1 protein-coding gene and 1 pseudogene are annotated in these 657 nt (G+C 71.5%); one reads left to right on the forward strand and one right to left on the reverse strand.

Features of this window, described 5'->3' with window-relative positions; translation table 11 throughout:
• A partial coding sequence (locus ACFRCG_RS48535; RefSeq protein ID WP_380043073.1) for a TrmH family RNA methyltransferase occupies positions 1 to 282 on the forward strand: 282 nt, incomplete at its 5' end.
• A gap of 61 nt (positions 283 to 343) precedes the next feature.
• Here ACFRCG_RS48535 and ACFRCG_RS48540 read toward each other — a convergent pair.
• Positions 344 to 657: pseudogene (locus tag ACFRCG_RS48540) on the reverse strand (phenylacetic acid degradation protein PaaN); the annotation flags it as partial.

A 657-nucleotide genomic window follows, 5' to 3' on the forward strand; every position in this document is an offset into this window, starting at 1 on the left:
GGCCTGCACTTCGCGACCGCCGTGGAGCGGCTGACGGTGGCCGAGCTGCCGTCCGGGCCGGTGTTCGCCCTCGACCCGGACGGCGAGGACATCCGGGGACTCAAGCTCCCGGACGACGCCGTGCTCGCCTTCGGCTCCGAGCGCAGCGGCCTTTCCACCGACCTGCGCGCGCGTGCCGATCACTTGGTGTCGCTCCCGATGCGCCCCCAGGTCTCCAGCTACAACCTGGCGACGAGCGTGGCCATGACCCTGTTCCACTGGAGCGCCCCACAAGGGGGCTAGGGGGTGTCCGGCGGATCACACCGCAGGCGCGAGGCCTGGGACCTGTCCGGCGAATCAGGTCCTAGCGTCGGACCTCCACCACTCGGAACCGGTTGGCCACGAAGCCGCCGTCGCACAGCGCGGCGTTCGCCGCCGGGTTGCCGCCCGACCCGTGGAAGTCCGAGAACGCCGCCGTCTGGTTGACGTACACGCCGCCCGTCAGATTCAGGGACAGCTGGGCACACTCCTCCAGACAGGCCTCCCGTACGGCCTCCTCGACGACCTCGTCGGTGGTGTACGCCCCGACGGTCATCGCGCCCTTCTCCCGGACGGTCCGCCGCAGCAGCTCCACCGCGTCCCCCGCCGAGTCGACGGCGACGGCGAACGACACCGGTC

The sequence above is a fragment of the Embleya sp. NPDC056575 genome, assembly GCF_042793325.1.
Classification (GTDB): domain Bacteria; phylum Actinomycetota; class Actinomycetes; order Streptomycetales; family Streptomycetaceae; genus Embleya.